Annotated in this window: 22 protein-coding genes; 12 read left to right on the plus strand and 10 right to left on the minus strand. The window is 42.4% G+C overall.

Annotated features, from left to right (window positions below; translation table 11 throughout):
• Positions 1-6 precede the first annotated feature (6 nt).
• Positions 7-1,560, plus strand: a complete 1,554-nt coding sequence (locus IL356_RS04585) for an HmuY family protein (protein WP_121846991.1) — start codon at positions 7-9, stop codon at positions 1,558-1,560.
• A gap of 67 nt (positions 1,561-1,627) precedes the next feature.
• Here IL356_RS04585 and recJ read toward each other — a convergent pair whose 3' ends face one another.
• Entirely contained in the window at positions 1,628-3,316 is a 1,689-nt protein-coding gene (gene recJ / locus IL356_RS04590) for a single-stranded-DNA-specific exonuclease RecJ (protein WP_121846990.1), read from the minus strand.
• Positions 3,317-3,360: 44 nt separating this feature from the next.
• The gene (locus IL356_RS04595) at positions 3,361-3,789 is read right to left on the minus strand and encodes an OsmC family protein (RefSeq protein WP_121846989.1); all 429 of its coding nucleotides are present in this window, start codon (positions 3,787-3,789) and stop codon (positions 3,361-3,363) included.
• Between the two features lie 51 nt (positions 3,790-3,840).
• On the opposite strand from IL356_RS04595, the gene IL356_RS04600 reads away from it, so the two are divergent.
• Complete coding sequence (locus IL356_RS04600) at positions 3,841-4,443, plus strand: carboxymuconolactone decarboxylase family protein (protein ID WP_121846988.1); 603 nt, start codon at positions 3,841-3,843, stop codon at positions 4,441-4,443.
• A gap of 183 nt (positions 4,444-4,626) precedes the next feature.
• Here IL356_RS04600 and IL356_RS04605 read toward each other — a convergent pair whose 3' ends face one another.
• The 4 genes from IL356_RS04605 to IL356_RS04620 all read right to left on the minus strand — a co-directional run bounded on the left by IL356_RS04605 (position 4,627) and on the right by IL356_RS04620 (position 6,994).
• On the minus strand, positions 4,627-5,196 hold the full coding sequence (locus IL356_RS04605) for a uracil-DNA glycosylase family protein (RefSeq protein WP_121846987.1): 570 nt from the start codon (positions 5,194-5,196) through the stop codon (positions 4,627-4,629).
• A 6-nt stretch (positions 5,197-5,202) separates the two neighbouring features.
• Complete coding sequence (locus IL356_RS04610) at positions 5,203-5,544, minus strand: HopJ type III effector protein (protein ID WP_121846986.1); 342 nt, start codon at positions 5,542-5,544, stop codon at positions 5,203-5,205.
• Between the two features lie 3 nt (positions 5,545-5,547).
• Positions 5,548-6,219, minus strand: a complete 672-nt coding sequence (rsmI, locus tag IL356_RS04615) for a 16S rRNA (cytidine(1402)-2'-O)-methyltransferase (RefSeq protein WP_121850534.1) — start codon at positions 6,217-6,219, stop codon at positions 5,548-5,550.
• 82 nt (positions 6,220-6,301) lie between these two features.
• Positions 6,302-6,994 carry a hypothetical protein gene (locus IL356_RS04620; protein WP_121846985.1) on the minus strand — a complete coding sequence of 231 codons (693 nt, stop codon included), beginning with the start codon at positions 6,992-6,994 and terminating at the stop codon, positions 6,302-6,304.
• Positions 6,995-7,167: 173 nt separating this feature from the next.
• Between IL356_RS04620 and IL356_RS04625 the strand changes: the two genes are divergently transcribed.
• The 7 genes from IL356_RS04625 to IL356_RS04655 all read left to right on the plus strand — a co-directional run bounded on the left by IL356_RS04625 (position 7,168) and on the right by IL356_RS04655 (position 16,233).
• Positions 7,168-7,818, plus strand: a complete 651-nt coding sequence (locus IL356_RS04625) for a thymidine kinase (protein WP_121846984.1) — start codon at positions 7,168-7,170, stop codon at positions 7,816-7,818.
• Complete coding sequence (alr, locus tag IL356_RS04630; RefSeq protein WP_121846983.1) at positions 7,805-8,917, plus strand: alanine racemase; 1,113 nt, start codon at positions 7,805-7,807, stop codon at positions 8,915-8,917. The genes IL356_RS04625 and alr overlap by 14 nt, the downstream gene beginning before the upstream one ends.
• Positions 8,918-9,005: 88 nt before the next feature.
• Positions 9,006-9,419 (plus strand): large conductance mechanosensitive channel protein MscL, encoded by a 414-nt coding sequence (gene mscL, locus IL356_RS04635; protein WP_121846982.1) that lies wholly within the window; start codon positions 9,006-9,008, stop codon positions 9,417-9,419.
• 202 nt (positions 9,420-9,621) lie between these two features.
• The gene (locus IL356_RS04640) at positions 9,622-10,611 is read left to right on the plus strand and encodes an aspartate-semialdehyde dehydrogenase (protein WP_121846981.1); all 990 of its coding nucleotides are present in this window, start codon (positions 9,622-9,624) and stop codon (positions 10,609-10,611) included.
• 98 nt (positions 10,612-10,709) lie between these two features.
• Complete coding sequence (locus IL356_RS04645; protein WP_121846980.1) at positions 10,710-12,866, plus strand: prolyl oligopeptidase family serine peptidase; 2,157 nt, start codon at positions 10,710-10,712, stop codon at positions 12,864-12,866.
• Between the two features lie 87 nt (positions 12,867-12,953).
• Positions 12,954-13,946, plus strand: coding sequence for an ABC transporter ATP-binding protein (locus IL356_RS04650; RefSeq protein WP_121846979.1), 993 nt, complete (start codon positions 12,954-12,956; stop codon positions 13,944-13,946).
• A gap of 148 nt (positions 13,947-14,094) precedes the next feature.
• Positions 14,095-16,233 (plus strand): catalase, encoded by a 2,139-nt coding sequence (locus IL356_RS04655; RefSeq protein ID WP_121846978.1) that lies wholly within the window; start codon positions 14,095-14,097, stop codon positions 16,231-16,233.
• Between the two features lie 51 nt (positions 16,234-16,284).
• Here IL356_RS04655 and dinB read toward each other — a convergent pair whose 3' ends face one another.
• Entirely contained in the window at positions 16,285-17,385 is a 1,101-nt protein-coding gene (dinB, locus tag IL356_RS04660) for a DNA polymerase IV (protein ID WP_121846977.1), read from the minus strand.
• 28 nt (positions 17,386-17,413) lie between these two features.
• On the opposite strand from dinB, the gene IL356_RS04665 reads away from it, so the two are divergent.
• The 3 genes from IL356_RS04665 to IL356_RS04675 are packed head-to-tail and all read left to right on the plus strand — an operon-like array spanning position 17,414 to position 19,042.
• The gene (locus IL356_RS04665; protein ID WP_121846976.1) at positions 17,414-18,082 is read left to right on the plus strand and encodes an NAD(P)H-binding protein; all 669 of its coding nucleotides are present in this window, start codon (positions 17,414-17,416) and stop codon (positions 18,080-18,082) included.
• Positions 18,079-18,546, plus strand: coding sequence for a CYTH domain-containing protein (locus IL356_RS04670; protein ID WP_121846975.1), 468 nt, complete (start codon positions 18,079-18,081; stop codon positions 18,544-18,546). Before IL356_RS04665 ends, IL356_RS04670 begins: the two co-directional genes overlap by 4 nt.
• A gap of 1 nt (position 18,547) precedes the next feature.
• Positions 18,548-19,042, plus strand: coding sequence for a YciI family protein (locus IL356_RS04675; protein ID WP_121846974.1), 495 nt, complete (start codon positions 18,548-18,550; stop codon positions 19,040-19,042).
• A 53-nt stretch (positions 19,043-19,095) separates the two neighbouring features.
• Here the strand turns inward: IL356_RS04675 and IL356_RS04680 are convergent, their stop codons facing one another.
• From IL356_RS04680 to IL356_RS04690, 3 genes are read right to left on the minus strand one after another with little or no spacing between them, the layout of a single operon-like run.
• Positions 19,096-19,668 (minus strand): TetR/AcrR family transcriptional regulator, encoded by a 573-nt coding sequence (locus IL356_RS04680; protein WP_121846973.1) that lies wholly within the window; start codon positions 19,666-19,668, stop codon positions 19,096-19,098.
• Positions 19,669-19,683: 15 nt separating this feature from the next.
• Positions 19,684-21,084 (minus strand): efflux transporter outer membrane subunit, encoded by a 1,401-nt coding sequence (locus IL356_RS04685; protein WP_121846972.1) that lies wholly within the window; start codon positions 21,082-21,084, stop codon positions 19,684-19,686.
• Between the two features lie 12 nt (positions 21,085-21,096).
• Entirely contained in the window at positions 21,097-24,249 is a 3,153-nt protein-coding gene (locus IL356_RS04690; RefSeq protein WP_121846971.1) for an efflux RND transporter permease subunit, read from the minus strand.

The following is a 24,249-nucleotide window of genomic DNA, read 5'->3' on the forward strand; positions in this document are numbered from 1 at the left end:
TTGAAAATGAAAAAATCCTTTCTTTATGTAGTTTGTGCTAGCCTTATGATGTTTGCATCATGTAGCAGCGATGATGGCGGTGGGTCTTTAATTGACTTTTCCGCTTCCTTCGATAGCGAGACAGCAAGTCTTTCGGAGGATGAGAATAGCAAGACCATTGCCATTGACTTTTCACGGGCTGCTACCGAAGCGGGCACAATTACGATCAGTCTAACGGGTGACAATGCCGAATACGGCACCGATTTTACCACTACGCCTGAGGCTAGTTCGGGTAGTTTGTCAGTTCCCGTAGCGGTAGGCGAGACTAGCGTTTCATTTGAATTGAACAAGCTAACCGACCCCGTTGAAGGTACCACAGCTTCGGTTTCGTTCACTTTATCCGTTGTGAGCAATACGGATTGGACTGTTAGCAGCCCCTCGACAACTTTGGTCAGTTTTACACCTACGGCGGCAGCTGGCGGAACAATCGAACCCGAATCAGGAGGACCCAATCAACCCAATGCCGTATTTATTGATTTGAGTTCTCAACAACAGGTTTCGTCTAGGCGTGATGCTTGGGAAATTGCTGTTTATAATGGAACAGAGAACCGTGTCTTATTAAACCCAACCCTTTTGGTCTCCGCCGCTGAGTTGCAAGGGGTAACCGACTTAAATGCGGTGAGTTCGACTACCGATTTGAGCGAGCCGATGAATTTATATACGTTGAACGTTACCACTTTTCAACCTGAAGAAGTACAAGTGACTAATGTAGCAGAGCTTTTGGTTGGTCTACCTGTGGGTTATTCGCAATATGGAAATCTTTCAGAAGGAATAAAATTTACTGATGATAAGGAAGGTTCTTTGGAAGGAACTGCGTTCGGAACTATTTCAACAACTGCCGAAGAAAATAATGTCTTCATCGTGGGTCTAGGTGCGGAAATTCCCGATACGACCCCAGATGCCGGGGCCATTGCAACAACTGGTGAGCATCGAGGATTTATGAAAGTACGCATCCTGACTGACGGCGATAATTATACCATTCAGTATGCTGAGCTGGATGCGACTACCTTTGAGGAAGTAACCATTGCCAAAGATGCATCTAAAATTCAAACGGCCTTTAGTTTGACTTCTGGGCAAACCATAGACATAGAGCCGGCCAAAGAGGCGTGGGATATTCAAGTGCCTTCCGTATATAGTTACTACGGGCCTTTCGGCGGATTTGCCGGTGCAGGACTCACCTATTCTGATTTTGTGACGCATAATTCCTTGGGTGGTGTCGGAGTTTATCAAGTACTGACGTATGAAGTAGATGGAGAAGGTGTGCGTACCGATTTCAATGTACCTTCGTATGCAGATTTTACGATGGCAGACGCTGACGACAGTGCCTTTATTTATGACGATAGGGCCGTCATCGGCAGTGATTGGCGAGTTTCCGGTTTTGGGGGTACTCCTTCGGTAAAAGATGATAGGTACTACATCATTAAAGATGCCAGTGGAAACCTCTATAAATTTAGGTTTACCGCAGTATTGAGCGCTAGCGGTGAGAGAGGGTATCCTCAGTTTATTTACGAAAAATTATAAGATTCGTTTCAAATCTTTTTTCATTGGTGAAAGGCCCAGGTGTAATGCTTGGGCTTTTTAATTGGTGTTACTTAACATCCCTGAGCTTTAGTTGAAGGCTCACGTTACCCTGCCATTCATTTTCATCAAGGGAGAAAACGGCACTAAAAGGTTGTTGATTGGTGATGAGGTTCAATTTATTCCCCAAATTAAAACCTATACCTCCTATGGGTATTGAGCCATTTTGGCTAACAGTCACTTTTAGGTGGTCTCCATTTTCGCCAACACCCCTGCCATAACCGGTATCGCGAAGATTTTCGGCCATAAATACGGGAGTCATATTCTCAGGACCAAAAGGGGCAAATTGTTTGAGAATCCGCATCAATTTCGGGGTAACCTGATTTAATTCAATTTGGGCATCCACAGAAATTTCAGGAGTCAATAGTTTAGGGTCGATGGTTTGGGAAACCACTTGCTCGAATTGTGTTTTAAAGTTTTCGAACTGTTCTTCCAATAAAGTAAGTCCGGCCGCATATTTATGTCCACCAAATTGCTCAATGCAATCAGCGCAGTCTTGCAGGGCATTATATACATCAAAGCCCTTTACCGATCGGGCAGAAGCAGCCAGTTTATCACCACTTTTAGTAAATACCAAGGTGGGTCGATAGTAGGTTTCAGTTAAACGGGAAGCCACAATACCGATAACCCCTTTGTGCCAAGAATCTTTATAGACCACCGAAGTGAACTTTTTCTCTTCTTGGTTGTCCAGTATTTGTTGCAGTGCTTCTTCGGTAATTTCTTGGTCTAGCCCACGTCGGTCGGCATTGAACTTTTCAATTTGCGAGGCGAAAGTTAAGGCACGGTCCAAATTCGTTTCCTTTAGAAGATTGACCGCATGTTGACCATGCTCCATTCGACCGGCCGCGTTAATGCGCGGGGCAATGATAAAGACTACATCGGTGATGGTAAGCACCGATTTCTTCATTTGATCGATGATGGCCTTAAAACCTATGCGCGGGTCTGAATTGATTACTTGCAGACCATAATAAGCTAAAACCCGATTTTCGCCCGTTATGGGCACGATGTCGGCACCAATGGCGGTAGCAACCAAATCTAGATAGGGTATTAAATCTTCGATGGTCTCACCTCTTCTCGAAGACAGGGCCTGTACTAATTTAAATCCAACCCCACAGCCGCACAGTTCATCGTAGGGGTAATCACAATCTTCTCTTTTAGGATCCAAAATGGCTACAGCGGGCGGTAGTTCACTGCCTGGGCGGTGGTGATCGCAAATGATAAAATCAATGTCCTTTTTTTTGGCGTACCGAACCTTATCGATGGCCTTAACCCCACAATCGAGTGCTATGATAAGCGAAAAACAGTTATCGTGTGCAAAATCGATACCTTGAAAAGACACGCCATACCCTTCGGTATATCTATCGGGAATATAGGTAGCTATATTGGGATAAAAGCTCTGTAAGTAAGAGGATACCAGCGCTACCGACGTTGTTCCATCGACATCATAATCACCAAAAACCAGAATGTTTTCATGGTCTTCAATTGCCCTTTCTATTCTGTTGACGGCGATATTCATATCCTTCATCAAAAAAGGATCGTGCAAATCGCTGAGTTGTGGTCGAAAGAACTTTTTAGCCTCCTCAAAAGTTGAGATACCTCGTTGCAATAAAAGCTGGGCAATCAGGTCATCGACATTCAATGACTTGGCCAAGGCATCTATCTGCCGTTGTTCGGGTCTAGGCTTTATCGTCCAGCGCATAAAGGGTAAAATACAGGTTTAGTTGTTAATCTAGCAACGGCCATTTAAAGGTGATGAAAAATAGTCTTGATCTCCATTTTGGCAAATTGGCGGAACATTTCCATAACGCCACAATATTTTTCCACTGAAAGATCAACGGCCCGCTGTAATTTTTTCTCCTGAAGATTGCTTCCATGAAAATGGTATTCCACGGTGACCGCATCATAAAATTTCGGATGTTCATCAGTAAGATTGGCTATCGTTTCAATGTGAAAATCATCGACCTCCAATTTCATTTTTTTAATGAGGGCCGCTACATCAAGACCGGAACAGCCCGCTAGACCCGAAAGCATCAGCGCCTTTGGTCTATAACCCTTGCCTTCCCCGCCATCATCGGGGCTCGCATCTATATTCAAGTTCAGACCTGACGGATTCGTGCTTTCGAAGGCCATTTTACCTAACCATTTGGTCGTAATATGATTTGTGCTGGGCATAATTTTTTTGTTATTTGTTAGAATACAAAAGTAACTTAAAGTAGATTAAATATGGCCTTAGTAACCCCGCTTAACCCTAACCATGATCCAGAGACCCAACGATTGTCAGAGTTTTTCAATGAAACCTTGGGTTTTTGCCCTAATTCTGTCCTTACCATGCAACACAGGCCTGCTATTTCAAAGGCCTTTATCAACCTTAATAAGGCGGTTATGACAAATGAGGGCAGTGTAACCTCAGCCTTGAAACGAATGATTGCTTGGGTAAGTAGCAATGCCGCGGGTTGCCGTTATTGTCAGGCACACGCCATTAGGGCCGCCGAACGCTACGGGGCCGAACAAGAACAATTGAATCATATTTGGGAATATAGAACCCACCCTGCCTTTTCGGAAGCTGAAAGGGCTGCGTTGGACTTTTCTCTAGCTGCTTCGCAAGTGCCCAATACGGTGAACAAAGAAATTAAAGACCGACTTTATCAATATTGGAACGAGGGTGAAATTGTGGAAATGTTGGGCGTCATCTCCCTTTTTGGATATCTCAACCGTTGGAACGACTCTATGGGAACGACCATCGAAGAAGGGGCCGTAGAAAGCGGCAAACAATTTTTAGGTAAACATGGCTGGGAAAAGGGCAAGCATGATGGAAGTGTTTATTAAATTTAGGTTGGGTATTTTTAGTTCACTACTAATGCCGTCAATGGGAAAATATGCTGTGCCCAAAGAGAGAAACGTTGGGGCATATTCATAATATCTCCGTTCATTTTTTGCATTGCTAAAAACGAATCAAAATGCGTTAGGCTGATTTATGCTATTTTCCTAAACATCTTAAAACCTGCTATCTCAAATAATATTTGCAACCAGTTCTCTCAACTCCGGCAGTACATCGCTTTCAAACCAAGGGTTTTTAGCCATCCAAAACCGGTTGACAGGCGACGGGTGCGGTAACGGAAAAAATTTGGGCAAGAATTCTTGATAATTGGCCACGTTCTCGGTTAGGTTACCTCTCGAAAAGTTCTTTAAATAGCGGTCTTGGGCGTATTTGCCAATCACCAGAGTTAGTTTTACATTCTCTAAATTATTCCAGAATAGTTCATGCCATAAAGGGGCACATTCTTTTCTGGGCGGCAAATCTCCATTTTTTCCTTTACCCGGATAGCAGAAACCCATAGGTAGAATGGCAAAATTATTTGGATGATAGAATTGATCATCGGAAACGCCCAGCCACTCACGTAGTTTTCTTCCGCTCGGGTCGTCCCATGCTTTGTTGTGCGAGTGGGCCTTTCTGCCCGGTGCTTGGCTCACCAATACTATTTTAGAGGAAGTACTACCCGCTACTATGGGTCTAGGGCCCAATGGCAAATGCTCGCTGCAAACCGTACAATTGCGAATTTCAGTAAGCACTTTTTGCATGAAAATTTATTTTTTTCTTAAGGGAAATCTGTCGAAATGCAGTCCGCCGAAACTGGTCTGCATAAAATTCCTGATATTTTGATGTCCGTTGCCCCTAGGGTCGTTTAAAACATCATCAAAATAAAAACTACCAAAACAGGCCAATGTTTCCTCTTTGCTCAATTCTTGGTCTTGGGCAAAAGCCAAGAGCTTGCACGAGCCTGAGTTTTCGCCCGTTTTGTTAATGAGCTGTCCGTTTTTGAACGAGGTAGGTTCAAAATAGTACAGTGCCTCTATAACGGCCATGGTATCACTAAACTCTATAGCTTGGGGTGTGTTTCTTAGCTTCTTTAAAAATTCGGTAAGCATATTTTATTTTTTTCCTTCTACGATAATAACTATTTCTCCCTTAGGCGGCTTTTCGGTGTAGTATTCAATGATTTCGGTGAGGCTACCGCGAACGGTTTCTTCATAAAGTTTGGTCAATTCCCTCGAAACCGAGGCACTGCGGTCGGCACCAAAATACTCTGTAAAATGACCCAATGTTTTCAATAGTTTATAGGGCGATTCATAAAAGATCATGGTTCTAGTCTCTTCGGCCAATAGGTTTAATCGAGTTTGGCGCCCTTTTTTTGGCGGAAGAAACCCCTCGAATACAAATTTGTCGTTCGGTAGGCCACTATTGACCAATGCAGGAACAAAGGCAGTGGCACCAGGTAAACATTCCACATCTATATTTTTTTCAACGCACGCACGGGTCAACAAAAAACCAGGGTCGGAAATAGCGGGTGTACCGGCATCTGAAATAAGCGCCAAGGTTTCGCCGCTTTCCATACGCTGAACCAAATGGTCAACGGTCTTATGTTCATTATGCATATGGTGGCTTTGCATCGGGGCGGTAATCTCAAAATGTTGCAATAACTTGCCACTGGTACGGGTGTCTTCTGCCAAGATAAGGTCTACCTCCTTTAAAACCCGAACGGCCCTAAAAGTCATATCCTCTAAATTACCTATCGGCGTGGGCACTATGTAAAGCTTTCCCATGTTTTTTGTTTTTGGCAATATTAAAAAAAGACCGGCATCCTTCAAGAAGAATACCGGTCTAATAAAAGCTTTTTGAAAATATCTAGTTGAATCTTCTGTCGATTAATTGCATAAATCGCTCTACATACTCTTCTTTACCTACCCAACCGCTATAATCTGGCTTTACCATATTTTCGATAAACGAAATGGAGCGTTCTTGGCTATCTATCGTATTCAATTGCGATAGCACGCGATTATAATCTTCAGTACTACCATCAAACAAATGTTTCACAAAAGCAAGTCGATTGTTAAGGTCTACTTTGATTTCTTTGGTGTTGAAACGGTCGTTCACCGATTTCGATACCGTATCATTTTTTACCGTTGCCTCTTTTTGAGGCATAAATAACTCTTTGTCGTTCTTCATGTAGTTTGGTGTGGCCAAGAATTCGGCCAAAACTTCATCGACAGGCTTTTCATCATTCGGCATTTCTTGCACAATGTCTTTAATGGTGTCTATGCCGGGTATAATGATATCCTCTTCGTGGGGGTTGCTTTCGGGCACCGAAGAATTCGCATTAAGAACGGCATTTGCCATCGATTCGAATTTTGCGGCAATTACATTCTTCGAAACGTCAATTTCTATATCGTGAAGCTTTTCCTCAATAAATTTTAACACCGCCAATTTCTCGTAAAGTTCCTTTGAGGCCCTGTAGAGGTCATCAAGGTTGTTCATATCGCGAGAAGTAATGATATCGGTAGATAGTTTGCGTAGTTCTTCCTTTAATTTTCTCTTCATCGGTGAATTTTTTAGACCCTAGATTACGACCTTTTTATTGACAAAGTTGGTAATTTTAGGGTTTCAAAGCATTGTACCTATTTTTCGACCTAAATTTGTCTTTACCAACTTTCTTCAATAGTGAAGGTATAAATAGGAACGAAAAAGCATGTATTTTCGTCTAAAATTACAAAATGTTTCTCGAAAACACTGTTAATCATAAAGAACAATTTGGTTGGATAGAAGTCATCTGCGGCTCAATGTTCTCGGGCAAGACCGAAGAATTGATCCGTCGTTTGAAGCGTGCCCAATTCGCCAAACAAAAGGTAGAGATCTTTAAGCCGATGATCGATATAAGGTACGATGAAGAAATGGTGGTGTCTCACGATGCGAATGAAATACCGTCGACCCCCGTTCCAGCGGCCGCTAACATTCGAATTTTAGGTGATACTTGTGATGTAGTGGGTATCGATGAGGCACAATTCTTTGATGATGAGATAGTAACTGTTTGTAATGATTTGGCAAATAGGGGAGTTCGAGTTGTGGTAGCGGGATTGGATATGGATTTTAAAGGAAACCCGTTCGGCCCTATGCCCGCGCTTATGGCCACGGCAGAATATGTCACCAAGGTACACGCTATTTGTACGCGTACAGGCAATTTGGCCAATTACAGTTACCGAAAGTCAAGTAATGACAGCTTGGTTTTATTGGGTGAAACCGAAGAATATGAGCCCTTGAGCCGAGCCGCTTTTTATAAAGCGATGCTAAAGGAAAAAGTAAAGAATATGAATGTTGAAGGCGAAGAGCTGAAAGCAAAGACTAAAAATACAGATGCCAAAGGCTAAGGAAACAGTTTTAGAAATTGATCTGGGGGCTTTAGCGCACAATTACCAATACCTTCGTTCAAGGCTAGCTGCGAATACAATGTTTATGGGTGTGGTTAAAGCCTTCGCTTATGGTAGCGATTCGGTTGCCATAGCCTTAAAATTACAGCAGTTGGGCTTTGAATATTTGGCCGTGGCCTATGCGAAAGAAGGGGTGGCACTTCGAAAAGCCGGCATAACACTGCCTATTTTGGTATTGCATCCGTTGCCCATCAGTTTCAAAAAGATGATCAAGCATCGATTGGAACCGAATATTTATTCGTTTAAAATATTAAGGGAGTTTATTGCGGAGGCTGAGAAGAGCGAAGTAATAGACTTTCCCGTACACATCAAGTTCAATACCGGTTTGAACCGCTTAGGCTTTTTAGAGGAAGATGTACGGCAAATCGCTGAAATGGCTATGGGCCAGAATTCGATACAGGTAGCTTCGGTATTTTCACATTTGGCGGCATCAGAAGATCTGAACGAAAGAGATTTTACCAAAAGACAGTTGGCTACTTTTGATAGAATTGCGAATGCAATGAGAGCTTCATTGCCGAATAAACCTTTTAGGCATACTTTAAATACTTCTGGTATTATCAATTATGCCCATGAGGCCCAATATGAATTAGTGCGTAGCGGCATTGGTCTTTACGGGTATGGTAACGAGGCTTTGATTGATAAAGAGTTGAGACCCGTAGCTACATTGAAGACCATCATTTCACAGATACACCATATCAAAGAAGGAGATACTATTGGTTATAACAGAAAGTTTACGGCTGAAAAACCAATTGTTACGGCCACTTTGCCAATTGGCCATGCCGATGGTATCGGAAGACCTTACGGAAATAGAAAGGGTTTTGTTTGGATCAATGGGCAAAAAGCGCCAATTATCGGCAATGTTTGTATGGATATGATTATGGTAGAGGTAACAGAAATAGATTGTCAAGAAGGTGACGAGGTGATCCTTTTTGGCAAACAGGCAAGTGCAGAAACGTTGGCCAAGGGTGCGGGCACAATTTCTTACGAAATTCTCACGGGTATTTCACAGCGTGTCAAGCGGCAGATTGTCGATAAATAAATCTTCTTTAACATTTTCTTGACAAGTGTATTTTTTAGTACATTGCAGTAACTATAAATAATTATCAACTAATAAAAACACTTGAACCATGTTAAAAGAGTTTAGAGATTTTATCATGACTGGCAACGTTATCGATTTGGCCGTTGCCGTAATTTTGGCCGGTGCCGTAGGCTTGGTCGTTAACGGATTCGTAAACGATATCATGATGCCTATTGTTGGGTATTTTGCCGGAGGAATGGATTTTGCCGATATGAAGGTAATACTTTCAGAGGCTGTTGTGGCCGCAGATGGTACGGTCGAAAAACCAGAGAGTGCCATAAGGTATGGTGCTTGGGTGAACTCCATTATCAATTTGATTACCGTTGGGTTGGTATTGTTCATCATCGTTAAATCGTACAACAAGGTTCGTACTCCTGAGCCAGTAGCTGAGCCAGCTCCAAAAGGCCCTACTGCTGAAGAGCTACTTGCCGAGATACGTGATGAATTGAAGAAGAAAAATTAATAGTATTAACTGGGTCTAATCAAGGCTCGGTAACCGCTACACTCAGTTTCACATAAGCCGTCAGCAGATAGTCATTTGCTGGCGGTTCTTTTTTGGAATAATGTTATTTTTGAAACAAATTGTTATATTTTTATATAGAGCCTAGATATTGCTTGTCAACTATCTGTGGTTATAGTAAATTTGCGGCACAAAATTTATAAAGATGAAAGTAGCCGTTGTTGGCGCCACCGGAATGGTAGGCGAGGTAATGTTAAAAGTGCTTGCCGAACGTCAGTTTCCTATTTCAGAATTGCTTTTGGTAGCTTCTGAGAGGTCGGTTGGCAAAAAGATGGAATATAATGGTAAGGAGTATGCTATTATAGGATTGGCCGATGCGGTCGCTCAAAAACCTGATATTGCGATTTTCTCGGCAGGTGGCGATACTTCGCTTGAATGGGCCCCGAAATTTGCAGAGGTTGGTACTACAGTTGTTGACAACTCTTCCGCTTGGCGAATGGACCCTACCAAAAAGTTAGTGGTACCGGAAATAAATGCAGATGTACTTACAAAAGAAGATAAAATCATAGCTAACCCTAACTGCTCTACTATTCAGCTAGTGATGGCATTGGCCCCGCTTCACAAAAAGTACAAAATGAAGCGAGTGTTGGTTTCAACATACCAATCGGTATCAGGAACTGGTGTAAAGGCCGTCAAACAATTGGAGAACGAAATAGCAGGCGTTGAAGGCGAAATGGCATACCCATATCCTATCAGCAGAAATGCACTTCCGCACTGCGATGTTTTCTTGGAAAACGGCTACACGAAAGAAGAAATGAAATTGGCCCGTGAGCCGCAAAAAATATTGGACGATAGAACTTTTTCAGTAAGTGCTACGGCTGTTCGTATTCCTACAGCAGGTGGTCACTCTGAGTCGGTCAATGTAGAGTTTGAGAATGATTTCGATTTAAGTGATGTTAGAAAATTACTGCATGAGACCCCAGGGGTAGTGGTTCAAGATAATCCCGACACAAACACTTATCCGATGCCAATTTATGCGCATGATAAAGATGATGTTTTCGTGGGTCGCATCAGAAGAGATGAGACTCAAAGAAATACATTGAATATGTGGATTGTGGCCGACAACCTCAGAAAAGGTGCAGCTACTAACGCGGTTCAGATAGCTGAGTATTTGGTTAAAAACCAATTGGTATAGTATCTGGTTTCCACCTAAAATAAAGTTAAAACCTGCACAGTCAATTCATTGTGCAGGTTTTTTTATGCTATTTTTGGCCGTTTTCTTAACTATACTGCATGTTTAAGTACTTCTCAATTTTCTCAATTGGTCTATTCATTTTCTCATGTAGTGAGCCTTCTAATAAAAAAGCAATTTCCGTGACTTATCCGACCACCAAACAAGTTGATTCAGTAGATACCTATTTTGGCCACGAAGTGAAAGATCCTTATCGCTGGTTGGAAGATGACCGAAGTGAGGAAACGGGAGAATGGGTAAAGACCCAGAATAAGTCCACCTTTGGTTATTTAAATCAAATCCCTTTTAGGGAGGATTTGAAAAACCGATTGGAGAAGTTATGGAATTACGAGAAAATCGGGGCTCCTTTTAAAGAGGGCGACTATACCTACTTCTACAAAAACGATGGACTTCAGAATCAATATGTGGTTTACAGAAGCAAGGGTGAAGAAAATCCTGAGGTGTTTTTAGACCCTAATACGTTTTCTGAAGACGGTACCACCTCACTGGCCGGCCTGAGTTTTACCAAAGACGGTTCTTTGGCCGCCTATCTCATATCGGAAGGGGGCAGCGATTGGCGAAAGGCAATTGTCATCGATGCGGTTTCAAAAGAGATAGTCGAAGATACCTTGGTAGACATTAAGTTTAGTGGATTGTCTTGGAAAGGAAATGAAGGATTTTACTATTCTAGCTACGATAAACCAAAAGGTAGCGAGCTATCGGCAAAAACCGACCAGCATAAGGTCTACTTTCATAAATTAGGAACTTCTCAAAAGGAAGACCGATTGGTATTTGGGGGTAAGCTTGAAGAGAAACACCGTTATATTGGGGCTTCCGTTACTGAAGACCAACAATATCTGTTACTTTCAGCCGCCACTTCTACCTCCGGCAATAAGTTATTTATAAAAGATCTCACAAAGCTTAACACCCCATTGAACGTTATTGTAGATGATACTGATTCCGACAATTATGTGATCGACAATGTGGGTTCTAAACTATATATTGTTACCAATAGAAATGCCCCGAACAAGAAGATAGTTACCGTAGAGGCATCAGAACCTTCAACGGATAATTGGGTCGATTTTATACCCGAAACCGAAAACGTGCTATCACCGAGCACCGGGGGCGGCTATTTCTTTACGGAGTATATGGTCGATGCCATCAGTAAGGTGTTGCAATACGACTACGATGGTAATTTGATTCGAGAGGTAGAATTGCCTGGGGTAGGTAGCGCTTCTGGTTTTGGAGGAAAGAAAGAAGATAAAGAATTCTACTTTTCATTTACCAATTACATCGTTCCGGGTTCTTCGTATAAGTACAATGTAGAAACGGGTGATTACAAACCGTATTGGAAACCTGAAATAGATTTTGACCCTGAAGCTTATGAGAGCAAGCAGGTTTTTTATAGCTCAAAGGATGGAACAAAAGTTCCTATGATCATCACCCATAAAAAAGGCATTGAGCTGAATGGCAAAAACCCGACCATTCTTTATGGTTATGGCGGTTTCAACATTAGCTTGACGCCTTCTTTTAGTATAGTTAACGCCATTTGGCTTGAACAGGGCGGAATTTATGCGGTACCCAATTTAAGGGGAGGTGGCGAGTATGGTAAAAAATGGCATGTGGCCGGTACGAAATTGCAGAAGCAAAATGTTTTTGACGACTTTATAGCTGCTGCTGAGTACCTGATAGACAATAACTACACATCTTCCGATTATTTGGCGATAAGGGGCGGAAGCAATGGCGGACTTCTAGTTGGGGCCACCATGACCCAGAGACCTGACCTAATGAAAGTAGCCCTACCTGCAGTGGGGGTTTTAGATATGCTGCGATATCATACGTTCACAGCTGGGGCCGGCTGGGCTTACGACTATGGCACCTCAGAAGATGACGAAGAGATGTTTTCATATTTAAAGGGATATTCGCCTTTGCATAACATTGAAAAAGGTGTCTCTTATCCGGCTACATTGGTTACCACGGGTGACCATGACGATCGTGTGGTGCCTGCCCATAGCTTTAAATTTGCGGCAGAGCTGCAAGCGAAACAAGCGGGCAACAACCCTACGTTGATTAGAATTGAGACCAACGCCGGCCATGGGGCCGGTACCCCCGTTAGCAAGACCATAGAACAGTATGCCGATATTTTCGGTTTTACGCTGTATAATATGGGCTTTGAAAAACTACCGAATATGGCGGTAAGTAAGGAGTTCAAAGATTAACTGATTACGACCTTTTTATTCAATATAACGCCGTATCCTGCGTTTTTTAATAAGAGGTTATCAATTTCCTCCCCCAACAAAAAGTATATGCTACAAGTAGATCATGTATCGTTCGCTTATGAAGACGGTCAGCCTGTTCTTGAGAATATCAATCTTAGAATAGCGATAGGCGAGCACATTTCAATCATTGGGGAAAGCGGGTGCGGTAAAAGCACCTTGCTTAAAATCTTGTACGGTCTGCTTGATATTGAAGTGGGTGAAGTTTATTGGAACGATACCCAAGTACTGGGTCCTGCTTATAATTTAGTGCCCGGTCAGGTATTTATGAAATATTTGGCGCAAGACCTCGACTTGATGCCGTTTACGACGGTTCGGGAAAATGTAGGGGAATACCTTTCGGTATTTGACTCTGAAAAGATGGAAGAGCGAATTGATGAACTGCTTGAGCTTGTTGAAATGAGCAAGTTTGGCGACACCAAAGTTCGTTACCTCAGCGGTGGTCAGCAACAGCGTGTAGCTTTGGCAAGGGTCTTGGCGCAAGAACCACAAGTTCTTTTGTTGGATGAACCTTTCAGCCATATCGACAATTTTAGAAAAAACGGCCTTCGAAGAAATCTTTTTGGGTATTTAAAAAGACAAAAAATTACGGTGGTCACTGCTACCCATGATCCGATGGATATGCTTCCGTATGCTGATAGGGTGGTTGTACTTAAAGATAGGTTCATTATTGCCAAAGACACCCCGAAAAACCTCTACGAAAGGCCCCAAGACCTTTACATTGCTTCCTTGTTCGGCGAGGCTAACCGAATTCCTATCAACATATTAAAATCGTATGCCGACACTAAAAGGCGCATTATTGTTTATGCCCACGAATTTAAGGTTTCCGAAAAATCGGGATTAGAAGTGGTCGTTAAAGGTTCTTACTACATGGGAGGTTATTACATGATCGGCGGAATCTATGAAGAGCACGATGTGTATTTTCATCATCACAAACCTTTAGAAGTAGGCAAAGCGGTATTCCTGAACATTTCAATTGAAACCATCAATCAAAGAATGGCGACCCCCACTAATGTGGAATAGTAACTCCTTCGCCACAATACTTCTTTTAAGTCAATCATATACCTTTTACAGCGCTTGAAAATCTATCAAGCAGTCTAATTTCAAGGTTCTTAAGTTGGGCTTCTGTCCATACATTTAGTTAACTCAATTGAACCTAGAACTGTAAAATATGGCAAAGAAAAAATCTGATCCGGCAAAAACCGATAAAATCAAGCAACTTGAAAACTATTCGGTCGATTATACCGACAAACCCTTGACCACCAGACAGGGGTTAAAGGTGAACGATACCAATAACTCCTTAAAAGCGGGCGTGAGGGGCGCAACGCTTTTAGAAGATTTTCTCCTGAGGGAAAAGATACATAGCTTCGACCACGAAAGAATACCTGAAAGAATCGTACATGCTAGGGGCAGTGCGGCCCACGGTTATTTTGAACTTATCGAAAGTATTGAACAATATTCAAAAGCGGGCATATTCACAGATACTACGCGAAAGACCCCGGTTTTTGTACGATTTTCGACTGTTGCGGGCTCGAAGGGTTCTACCGATTTGGCAAGGGATGTTAGAGGGTTCGCTGTTAAATTTTATACCAAGGAAGGAACTTGGGACCTTGTGGGAAACAATATGCCCATCTTCTTCATTCAAGATGCCATGAAATTTCCTGACCTGATTCATTCCGTGAAACCAGAGCCGAACAATGAAATTCCTCAGGCAGCATCGGCTCATGATACATTTTACGATTTCGTTTCCAAAACTACCGAAACGTTGCATAACCATATATGGGTCATGAGCGATAGAGGTATACCTCGTAGCTATCGTATGATGGAAGGTTTTGGCATCCATACTTTTCGACTAGTGAACAAAGATGGAGAGGCTCATTTCGTAAAATTTCATTGGAAGCCTAAATTGGGGGTACACTCCGTCACTTGGGATGAGGCCGTAAAGATATCAGGGGCCGATAGCGACTTTCACAGAAGAGATCTTTGGGATGCCATTGAATCAGGTAATTATCCCGAATGGGAATTGGGCGTGCAGGTAGTGCCTGAGAAAGATGAGCATAAATATGATTTTGACCTTCTTGACCCTACAAAATTGATTCCTGAAGAGATGGTGCCGGTCAAAATAATCGGTAGAATGGTACTGAACCGCAATCCAGAAAACTTTTTTGCTGAGACCGAACAAGTAGCCTTCTTACCGGGAAATATTGTTCCGGGTATCGATTTTACCAATGATCCCCTTTTGCAGGGTAGGTTGTTCTCCTATCGCGATACGCAACTATCGCGCTTAGGCAGCCCCAATTTCCACCAAATACCCATCAACAGGCCGGTAGCTGATGTTTACGTCAATCAAAGAGACGGTCATATGCAAATGGATGTTCCTAAGGGACAGACCGCGTATTTCCCCAATGCGCTAAGCAATGGGTGCCCGTATCTTAGCAAAGTTGCAGAAGGAGGTTTTGATTCGTATCAAGAACGAATCGATGCCAAAAAAATTAGGGCCCGTAGTGAAAGTTTTAGTGATCATTTCTCACAACCCGCTTTATTTTATCGCAGTCTGGCAAAGTGGGAAAAAGAACATGTGATATCAGCATATTCATTTGAGCTGGGCAAGTGTAATAATGAGCCCATCAAAGAACGTATGTTATATATAATCGCGCAAATAGATACCGACTTGGCCAAGAAGGTCGCAGAAAACCTGGGTGTGAAAGTGCCAAAAAGTGTAGAAAAGCCCTTAAATCAGGCTATTGGTGCTGATGCCGTTGTGGAGGACCATCAACCTGGGAAAAAGAAAATCTACCTAGAGGAATCGCCCGTTCTTAGTCAAGCTAATACAAAGTTTGAAAGTATTGTCACTAGGCAGGTGGCCTTTTTGGTGGCGGACGGTTTTCACATGAAAGATTTTGAAACAATGCAGAAAGCCTTGGAAAAAGAAAAGGCGGTAGTAAAGCTTGTGGCACCACACGGCGGAAGCATTAAATGCGATGAAGATATGAACCACAAAGTCGATGCGGCCATTATGACGACCGAGAGTGTTCTCTTTGATGCTGTGTATGTGCCCGGTGGGGAAAAGTCACTAAAGAGAATAATGGGCGAACCTAAATTTTTAAAATTCTTGAACGAAGCTTTTTCACACTGCAAGGCTATAGCTTTTGGTAAAGAAGCCGAAGATTTACTGGAGGCGACCGCTTTTAAAAACCATACCGATGATGAGGCTTTGTTGATGAACAAAAAGCCAAAGGATTTCATTTCGGCCATTGCCAAGCATAGAAACTGGAATAGAATGGAAGTTGCCCAAAAAATACCAGTCTAAATACGGGAAGTAGTGAATGGCCTCGCTTGTATAAGTGAGGTCATTTCTTTTTTAAAACTCGAACTTTAACTGAACGGATACTGTTTGACTTTGTTCCGTTTTTTTGCTTTTATCGGTATTTAGATTGGAAAGTGAAATACCCAATAGGCGAACTGAATTTTTCATTTCCTCTTGATAGAGAAGTTCTTTGGCAGCCTCAAGAATAAGGCTTTTGTCAGAAATAAAATAAGAAAGTGTTTTGCTGCGGGTGTTTAGTGTAAAATCACTGTATTTTATTTTTAAGGTAACCGTCTTTCCCGCAATTTTCGATTTTTTTAAACGCCGTTCCAATTCTTCAGCGATGTGGTTCAAACGCTCAAGCATGAAAATCTCACTGCTCAAATTTTCGTTGAACGTTCTCTCTGCGCCAACGGATTTTGGTATTCTGTGCGGTTTTACCTCACTTTTGTGAATACCCCGAACTACATGATAATAATAGCCCCCGTTTTTGCCAAAATGCTCCTCTAAAAATTCCATGGGCCTTGATTTGAGGTCCGCACCGGTAAAAATGCCCAGTTTGTACATTTTCTCGGCAGTAACCTTACCTACACCATAAAATTTTCTAATATCAAGGTTTTCCAAAAACTCTAAAACCTCTTCGGGATTCACCGTTTTTTGCCCGTTAGGTTTGTTATAATCACTGGCCACTTTGGCAATAAACTTGTTGATTGAAATACCTGCCGAAGCGGTGAGGCCTGTTTCCTCTAGAATTCTTTGCCGAATTTCTTTGGCTATCAATGTGGCCGAGGGGTTTCCTTTTTTATTGATGGTGACATCGAGATAAGCCTCGTCCAACGAGAGAGGCTCGACCAAATCGGTATATTCGAAAAAAATACGTCTAATTTGTTTCGATATTTCTTTGTACCTGTCAAAACGCGTTTTTACGAAAATCAATTGCGGACATTTTCTTTTGGCAATAACGCTGCTCATGGCACTTCTAACGCCAAACTTTCGTGCCTCGTAACTAGCTGCGGAAACAACACCTCTTTTTGAGCTTCCGCCGACGGCAATAGGCTTACCTTTGAGCTCCGGATTGTCCAATTGCTCTACAGAGGCATAGAACGCATCCATGTCAACGTGTATGATTTTGCGATTGTCTAATTCATTGGACATGCCGTAAAATTAAGTTATATTTATTTTGATGGAAGCACAGAAAAAGAAGGCGATCATTCTTGGTGCCACGGGCCTTACGGGTAGCGAGTTGCTTAATTTGCTACTGAACGATGATCGCTATGAAGAGATTATTTTGTTATCACGTTCAACCGTAGGTTTTGAACATCCTAAAGTGAAAGAATTCTTAGGAAATTTAATGAACCTAAAGAATTTTGAGGAGCATTTTAAGGCCGATGAAGTGTTCTGTTGCATAGGTACTACCAAGTCGAAGACACCCAACAAAGAAGTTTACCGCCAAATAGACTATGGCATACCTGTAGCTGCGGCAGAACTCTGCAAAAAAAATCAAATACCGACATTTTTGGTGGTTTCTGCCATGGGTGCCAACGATAAAAGTAAAATTTTCTATAACCGCACCAAGGGTGAAATGGAAAACGCGGTTCTCGCCCTAAAGATTGACAATACCTACATCTTACAACCCTCGCTAATCGGGGGCAAGCGTTCTGAAAAGAGGGCAGGCGAATGGCTTTTCAAGCAAATAATGAAAGTGGGCAATCTACTTCTGGTTGGCGGTTTAGAAAAATACCGTTCCATTCAACCTAATACCATCGCCCAATGCATGGTATGGTTGGCGAATAATGCTTACGATAAGATAAGAATTGAATCTCATACCATTAAAAAACTAGCTGCTAAGTGATAGAAATTGAAAGAAAGTTTTTGGTAAACTCGAACGATTTTAAAGAACATGCCACTCATAATGAGCGTATTGTTCAAGGTTTTTTGAACACCGACCCAGACCGTACCGTTCGTGTTCGAATCAAAGGAGATTCAGGGTTTTTAACGGTCAAGGGCAAGTCGAACAAAGAGGGTACGACCCGATTTGAGTGGGAAAACAAGATAACAGTTACCGAGGCCGAACAATTATTGATTTTGTGTGAAAAGGGAATCATCGATAAAACCAGGTTTTTGGTACCGGTAGGCAATCACCTTTATGAGGTAGATGAGTTCTATGGCGACAATTTGGGGCTCACCATTGCAGAAATAGAACTTTCGGCCGAAAATGAAAGGTTCATCAAGCCTGATTGGTTAGGTGACGAGGTTACGGGCGATATTAAGTATTACAATTCGCAATTGGGCAAGAAACCGTTTAAAACATGGTAAAATGAAGAACTTGTATTTTTTATTGCTTTTAGGAAGTTTAGTTGCCTGTAAAGAGGAAAAGCAAAATACGAATAATGAAACCAATATCACTGTTGTTGAGAAAGAGCCTTCGGTAGCCCAGAAAAAAGCCGATTTAGAGGCAAGGGGCTTTCAGATATTTGATTACGTCGATGAGTCTACGAAAGATACGGTGCTGATGCAGCAATATTTTATAGCCTTTCTAAAAAGAGGTCCCAATCGTTCGCAAAACAAGACGGAGGCGGATAGTCTTCAAAAATTACATTTGGCCCACTTGGGGAAAATGTATGAGTTGGGCCATGCCGATATTTCCGGGCCTTTCGGTGATGATGGAGACATTAGGGGTATAACCATTTACAACACACCTACGTTAGAAATGGCTGATAGTTTGGCAAACGCCGACCCTATGGTCAAAGCCGGAAGATTAGTGATTGAAATTCACCCATGGTGGGCAGCTAAGGGTTTTGGGCTAAGGTAAATTTGATCAACATGAGGGTAGTTTCTCCATAATCCTCGTTGGGAAAAAAGGTACTATTTCCTTATCCCCTGTAAGGGTACAATAATCAAATGGTCAAGCAGCTCTTCGGTAGTGTAATTTTCGAAGAATTCCCCATGGGGCAAGATGACCTCATCGATGCGTAAAAGAAATAGTTCGCACATCAATTTAAGATTGATGCCCTCTCTTATCAATTGGTCTTCTTTAGCCTTTTTTAGTAGGGTGTAAACATATTCCCAGACAACTTCACGTCTGAAGTTTTCAAACAATTTATAGGCTTCGGGGTAGTACTTTTTTAAACCGAACAAAAAGGTAGGGCTGAGATTTCTCAACTCTTTAAGCCCTACCCTATATATCTGTACAATTCGGTTAAAAGGGTCTTTTGGTTCTTCAGAGGTATGAAAAAAAGAACTCATTTCGCTGCGTGTTCGCTCTAAAAGGTAGGCCACACTTTGCTCAACCAACTCACTTTTGTTCTTGAAATGAACATAGATGCTCTTTTTGGAAATGCCCAATGAGTTGGCCACATCATCCATACTGACTCTCTTACATCCGTACTGTGTAAAAAGGTCGTGAGCCTGTTCTAAAACAACTATCTTCTCTTTCATAACTCGTCAGGCCTCCTATTGCCAACCTCCGCCTAAAGCCCTGTAAAGCTCTACTGTAGCACTTAATTGACCGTATTGCGAATTGATAAGATTCAACTCGGAATTAAGTGCATTCTGCCTTGCCGTAAGAACCTCTAAATAATTGGCAAGGCCATTGTTCAGTAGTTCTTCGGAATAATCTTCGGCCAATGCATACGATTCGAGCTCTTTTTCACGTGCCGATAATTTTTTCGTTTCGGCATTGTAGCTATACAAGGCGTTCGATACTTCTTGCCCTGCGGTAAGCAACACCTTTTTATAGCTTAAAAGAGCCTGTTCTTGCTGTGCTTTTGACACTTCTAATTGGGTTCTTAGCTGACGCTGGTTGAACAAAGGTTGGGTCAACGAGCCCACCAATGTCGAGAAGAGCGAACTGGCATCGAACCAATTGTCAAGCTCCAAACTTTGAAGCCCTCCGGTAGCTGTTAACGTCAGGCTAGGGTACATGCTGCTTTTGGCCACATTGGTTAGCTCAAAAGCATTCACAAGGGCATACTCAGACTGGATTACATCTGGTCTGTTGGCCAAAAGCGACGCAGGAACACCAGTTCTTAATTCGGTTTCGATTTCTTGTTGTGACAATTGACTTCTCTCAACCTCATGAGGGGGTTCGCCTAACAAAATACAAAAGCTATTCTCTAGTAGTTTGATGTTGTTCTCAAGGTCTATCAAAATAATTTCGGTGGTGTGTACCTGGGCTTCGGTCTGTTTTACCGCCACTTCTGTAACTTGGCCGGCATCTTTAAGAGCGGCGGTGGTCTCAAGACTGCTCTTTCGGGCATTTAAAGTCTCTTCGGCCACTCTTTTTTGCCGGTCAAGCGCCAATAATTGGTAGTAGGTGTCGGCGATACTGGCAATCAGTTGTGTTTTGACCGCTTGGTGGGCCGCTACACTCTGTAGATAGCTGGCACCAGCAGCCCTTTTATTACTTCTGATTTTTCCCCAAATATCGGCTTCCCAAGAAAGATTTCCTGATAATTGGTACTGCTCGATGGCTTCGCTAAAAATGCTTCCGAACTGGCTATTTTCAGAGTTCTTGGTCCGCGTCACGCTAGCAGTGGCCGAAAGGGTTGGAAAATACCCGGCCTTGCCTTGTTTAAGATAGGCTTCGGCGCTAACAACACTTTGCATGGCCATACGAATATCCAAATTATTGGTCAGTGCCTTTTCGATGTAGCCTTGAAGCTGTGCGTCCGTGAAAATTTCTTTCCAAGAGACTTCAGCTATTGAAAGGCTGTCTTGGGGCAACTGATCGGTTCGGTAAAGGTTCTCGGTCTGTAAATCGGGTCTTTCGTAGTTCTTGGCCACGAAACACGACTGCAAGATCAATGGTAAGACCAGAACGACTAGTAATTTTATATGGTTATGTTTTTTCATTGTCTTAAATTCTTAGGCATTGAGGGCTTTTTCTTCAGTAACAGGTTGAGGTTTGCTTGAGAAACGTTCTTGCAGCGCTTGAAAAACGACGAACAGAACAGGTATAATGAATACCCCTAGTATGGTTCCTATCAACATACCGCCGACGGCACTTAAGCCGATAGAACGGTTACCAACGGCACCTACCCCGGAAGAAAGGGCCAATGGCAACAGACCGAAAATAAAGGCGAAAGATGTCATCAAAATAGGGCGGAACCTAGCTTTGGCACCTTCGATACCGGCATCCCAAAGACTCATTCCTGCTTGCCTTCGTTGCAATGCGAACTCAACTATAAGTATGGCGTTTTTGGCCAACAGACCAATAAGCATAATCAATGCGATTTGGAAGTAGATGTTGTTTTCTAAACCGCCAATGTTCACAAAGAGAATGGCACCTGCTAGACCGAACGGAAGTGATAACAATATGGCGAAAGGTAAAATATAACTTTCGTATTGCGCACTCAATAAGAAGTAAACGAACACCAAACTCAAGATGAAAATGATGACCGTTGTACCGCCTGATTTACTTTCTTCTCTGGTTAAACCTGAGTATTCATAGGTGTAACTGTTGGGTAGTACTTGGGCAGCTACCTCTTCAATGGCCGTCAATGCGTCACCGGTACTATAACCTGGGTTCGGTACCCCTGTTACTTTTACCGAACTCAATAGATTGAATCGTTCTACTGATTCAGGACCATAAATTTTATCTAGATTAACGAACTGGCTTACCGCAACGGACTCACCGTTCGTATTTCTCACGTAAATCTTGTTCAAAGAATTTTCATTGGCCCTATCTTTAGGTTTGGCCTGGATCATAACCCTATATTGCTTACCGAACTTATTGAAATCGGTCGCATAAATTCCGCCGTAATAGCCCTGAAGGGCATTGAAGATATCTGTGGTCGAAAAGCCGGCCATCTTAATTTTTTCCACATCAACATCTAATTGATATTGCGGATAATTAGGGCTAAACTGTGAAATGGCATATTGAATTTCAGGTCTTTGGTTCAAAGCTCCTAAGAACTGATTTTTCACTTGGTCGATATCTGACCAAGCCTCTCCCGTTTTACTCTGTAATTGCACTTCAAAACCAGATGAGGTACCAAAGCCTTGAATACTGGGAGGGGTAAAATATATGATTTGGGCATCCTTAAAGGTAGCGGCCGTTCCAAAGAGCTTTTGAATTGTGGCATCAACGGAAAGTGAATCCTCTTTTCTTTCGCTCCAATCCTTTAGTTTCATAATAGAGAAACCATATGAACCGGCACTTACCCTATTCAATAAACTAAAACCGGAAACGGTCATTCGAGCGTCTATAACATCCATTGAAGCATAGATGGAATCCAACTTCATTAAAGTTTCCTCTGTTTTTTCTAAAGTGGTACCGGCCGGCATACTAACATTGGCAAATACGATACCCCTATCTTCATTAGGTACGAACCCTGATGCGGTCGATTTAAAGAGGTAGATTGCCAAAGCCGAAAAAACAACTAATGAGCCTACCGCCAACCATTTGCGCTTGATTAAGGTATTTACTGCACTAGTGTATTTGTTGGTTATAGCGTTAAAGCCTCGATTGAATCCGTTGAAGAATTTGTCTTTAAAACCTTGTTTTTTGCCATGGTCATCATGATGCGGTTTTAAGAAAAGTGCGGCTAGGGCAGGGCTCAAGGTCAGTGCGTTGACCGCAGATATCAAAATAGCTACCGCCAAGGTGATACCGAACTGCTGATAGAACACACCTGATGAACCTTGAATGAACGATACGGGAATAAATACGGCCGACATCACCAATGTGATGGATATAATAGCCCCGGAAATTTCACTCATTGCCGATTTTGTTGCCGATTTTGCCGATTCGGCACCTTCTTCCAGTTTAGCATGAACGGCCTCGACCACTACAATCGCATCATCCACCACAATACCGATGGCCAGAATCATCGCGAAAAGAGTCAACATGTTGATGGAGTAGCCAAATATCTGAAGGAAGAAAAAGGTTCCCACGATGGCCACTGGTACGGCAATTGCCGGAATCAAGGTAGACCTTAGATCCTGCAAGAAAAGGAAAACCACTATAAAAACTAGAATAAATGCTTCAATCAAGGTCTGAACAACGTGATCGATAGAAGCATCTAAGAAGTCTTTTACGTTAAATGGAATTACATAATCGAGACCCTTGGGAAACTCTTCACTACTTTCGACAAGTATTCTTTCGATTTCATCAATAATGATGGAAGCGTTCGAACCCGATGTTTGGTAAACCCCTACCGCTACCCCTGGGTTACCCATACCGTAGTTCTTTCTGGCATAGTTGAAAGCACCCAACTCAATAGTAGCGACGTCTTTTAGCCTTAAAAAACCGCCATCATCGGTAGTTTGAAGAATGATATTTTCATATTGCGCTACCTCATTAAGTCTACCTCTGTATTTGAGTACATACTCGTAGATTCCTTCTGCATTTTCACCGATTTTGCCGGTAGCAGCCTCGCGGTTCTGTTCGGTTAGGGCAGCCTGAATATCGGAAGGAACAATGTTGTAAGCGGCCATTTTATCAGGATCGATCCAAATACGAATCGAGTAATCTTTGGATCCGAATACGTTAACGTTACCCACACCATTGATACGCTGTAGTTTAGGTACCAAGTTGATTTTTGCGTAGTTCTCTACAAACGTTGCATCATAATCCGGGTTCTTTGAAAAAATGGAAAAGAACAATAAAGAACTGGTCTGCGATTTTTGTACGGTAACCCCAGTATTGATTACTGACTGTGGCAGTACGCTATTCGCACGAGACACCCTGTTTTGAACGTTTACCGCAGCAATATCGGGGTCGGTACCCAATTCGAAGTAAACGCTAATGTTGGCCGAACCATCGTTACTACTTGATGAGGTCATATAGGTCATTCCCTCAACACCATTGATTTGCTCTTCAAGAGGAATTACCACACTGTTTAGTACGGTTTCGGCATTCGCACCGGTATAGCTGGCCGAAACCTGAACGGTTGGTGGCGCTATTTCAGGGTATTGTTCTACAGGCAGGGTGGTGAGACCCAAAACACCTAGAATTACTATAATAACTGATATGACGGTAGAGAGTACCGGTCTATCTATAAATTTTTGAAACAT

Origin of the sequence: Euzebyella marina (genome assembly GCF_014855515.1) — a bacterium.
Classification (GTDB): domain Bacteria; phylum Bacteroidota; class Bacteroidia; order Flavobacteriales; family Flavobacteriaceae; genus Euzebyella; species Euzebyella marina.

Excerpts from the sequence above, each read along its gene's own strand:
- IL356_RS04585 (WP_121846991.1), top strand. The coding sequence starts at position 7 with ATGAAAAAATCCTTTCTTTATGTAGTTTGTGCTAGCCTTATGATGTTT.
- recJ (WP_121846990.1), bottom strand. The coding sequence starts at position 3,316 with ATGCGCTGGACGATAAAGCCTAGACCCGAACAACGGCAGATAGATGCC.
- IL356_RS04595 (WP_121846989.1), bottom strand. The coding sequence starts at position 3,789 with ATGCCCAGCACAAATCATATTACGACCAAATGGTTAGGTAAAATGGCC.
- IL356_RS04600 (WP_121846988.1), top strand. The coding sequence starts at position 3,841 with ATGGCCTTAGTAACCCCGCTTAACCCTAACCATGATCCAGAGACCCAA.
- IL356_RS04605 (WP_121846987.1), bottom strand. The coding sequence starts at position 5,196 with ATGCAAAAAGTGCTTACTGAAATTCGCAATTGTACGGTTTGCAGCGAG.
- IL356_RS04610 (WP_121846986.1), bottom strand. The coding sequence starts at position 5,544 with ATGCTTACCGAATTTTTAAAGAAGCTAAGAAACACACCCCAAGCTATA.
- rsmI (WP_121850534.1), bottom strand. The coding sequence starts at position 6,219 with ATGGGAAAGCTTTACATAGTGCCCACGCCGATAGGTAATTTAGAGGAT.
- IL356_RS04620 (WP_121846985.1), bottom strand. The coding sequence starts at position 6,994 with ATGAAGAGAAAATTAAAGGAAGAACTACGCAAACTATCTACCGATATC.
- IL356_RS04625 (WP_121846984.1), top strand. The coding sequence starts at position 7,168 with ATGTTTCTCGAAAACACTGTTAATCATAAAGAACAATTTGGTTGGATA.
- alr (WP_121846983.1), top strand. The coding sequence starts at position 7,805 with ATGCCAAAGGCTAAGGAAACAGTTTTAGAAATTGATCTGGGGGCTTTA.
- mscL (WP_121846982.1), top strand. The coding sequence starts at position 9,006 with ATGTTAAAAGAGTTTAGAGATTTTATCATGACTGGCAACGTTATCGAT.
- IL356_RS04640 (WP_121846981.1), top strand. The coding sequence starts at position 9,622 with ATGAAAGTAGCCGTTGTTGGCGCCACCGGAATGGTAGGCGAGGTAATG.
- IL356_RS04645 (WP_121846980.1), top strand. The coding sequence starts at position 10,710 with ATGTTTAAGTACTTCTCAATTTTCTCAATTGGTCTATTCATTTTCTCA.
- IL356_RS04650 (WP_121846979.1), top strand. The coding sequence starts at position 12,954 with ATGCTACAAGTAGATCATGTATCGTTCGCTTATGAAGACGGTCAGCCT.
- IL356_RS04655 (WP_121846978.1), top strand. The coding sequence starts at position 14,095 with ATGGCAAAGAAAAAATCTGATCCGGCAAAAACCGATAAAATCAAGCAA.
- dinB (WP_121846977.1), bottom strand. The coding sequence starts at position 17,385 with ATGTCCAATGAATTAGACAATCGCAAAATCATACACGTTGACATGGAT.
- IL356_RS04665 (WP_121846976.1), top strand. The coding sequence starts at position 17,414 with ATGGAAGCACAGAAAAAGAAGGCGATCATTCTTGGTGCCACGGGCCTT.
- IL356_RS04675 (WP_121846974.1), top strand. The coding sequence starts at position 18,548 with ATGAAGAACTTGTATTTTTTATTGCTTTTAGGAAGTTTAGTTGCCTGT.
- IL356_RS04680 (WP_121846973.1), bottom strand. The coding sequence starts at position 19,668 with ATGAAAGAGAAGATAGTTGTTTTAGAACAGGCTCACGACCTTTTTACA.
- IL356_RS04685 (WP_121846972.1), bottom strand. The coding sequence starts at position 21,084 with ATGAAAAAACATAACCATATAAAATTACTAGTCGTTCTGGTCTTACCA.
- IL356_RS04690 (WP_121846971.1), bottom strand. The coding sequence starts at position 24,249 with ATGTTTCAAAAATTTATAGATAGACCGGTACTCTCTACCGTCATATCA.